This window comes from Serratia sp. HNCC26DJ206 (assembly GCF_057180605.1).
The window spans coordinates 1-283 of record NZ_JBXUGP010000180.1; the positions used below are offsets into that span (position 1 = coordinate 1).

The following is a 283-nucleotide window of genomic DNA, read 5'->3' on the forward strand; positions in this document are numbered from 1 at the left end:
GAATTGCTGATATATAGCACGACAGACCGTAACGGTTATCAGCATTACCGTTCAGACCCGGCAGTGTGCCAAGGGTGTGAGCAGAGAGGACAGTGTACGCAGAACAGCAAGGCGCAGAAAACGATAACGCGGCACGTCTGGGAGGCGTCGAAAGAAGAAGCGAACAGGCTACGGCTGACGAAATGGGGCAAAAAGATATACGCCCGGCGTAAGGAAACGGTGGAGAGAAGCTTCGCGGATGCGAAACAGCACCACGGGCATCGATATGCGCGGTTCCGTGGTC

General features: G+C 55.1%; 1 protein-coding gene. It reads left to right on the top strand.

The features are described from left to right. On the top strand, positions 1-283 hold a 283-nt coding region (locus AC2A1E_RS24495; protein WP_484385923.1), incomplete at both ends, for a transposase.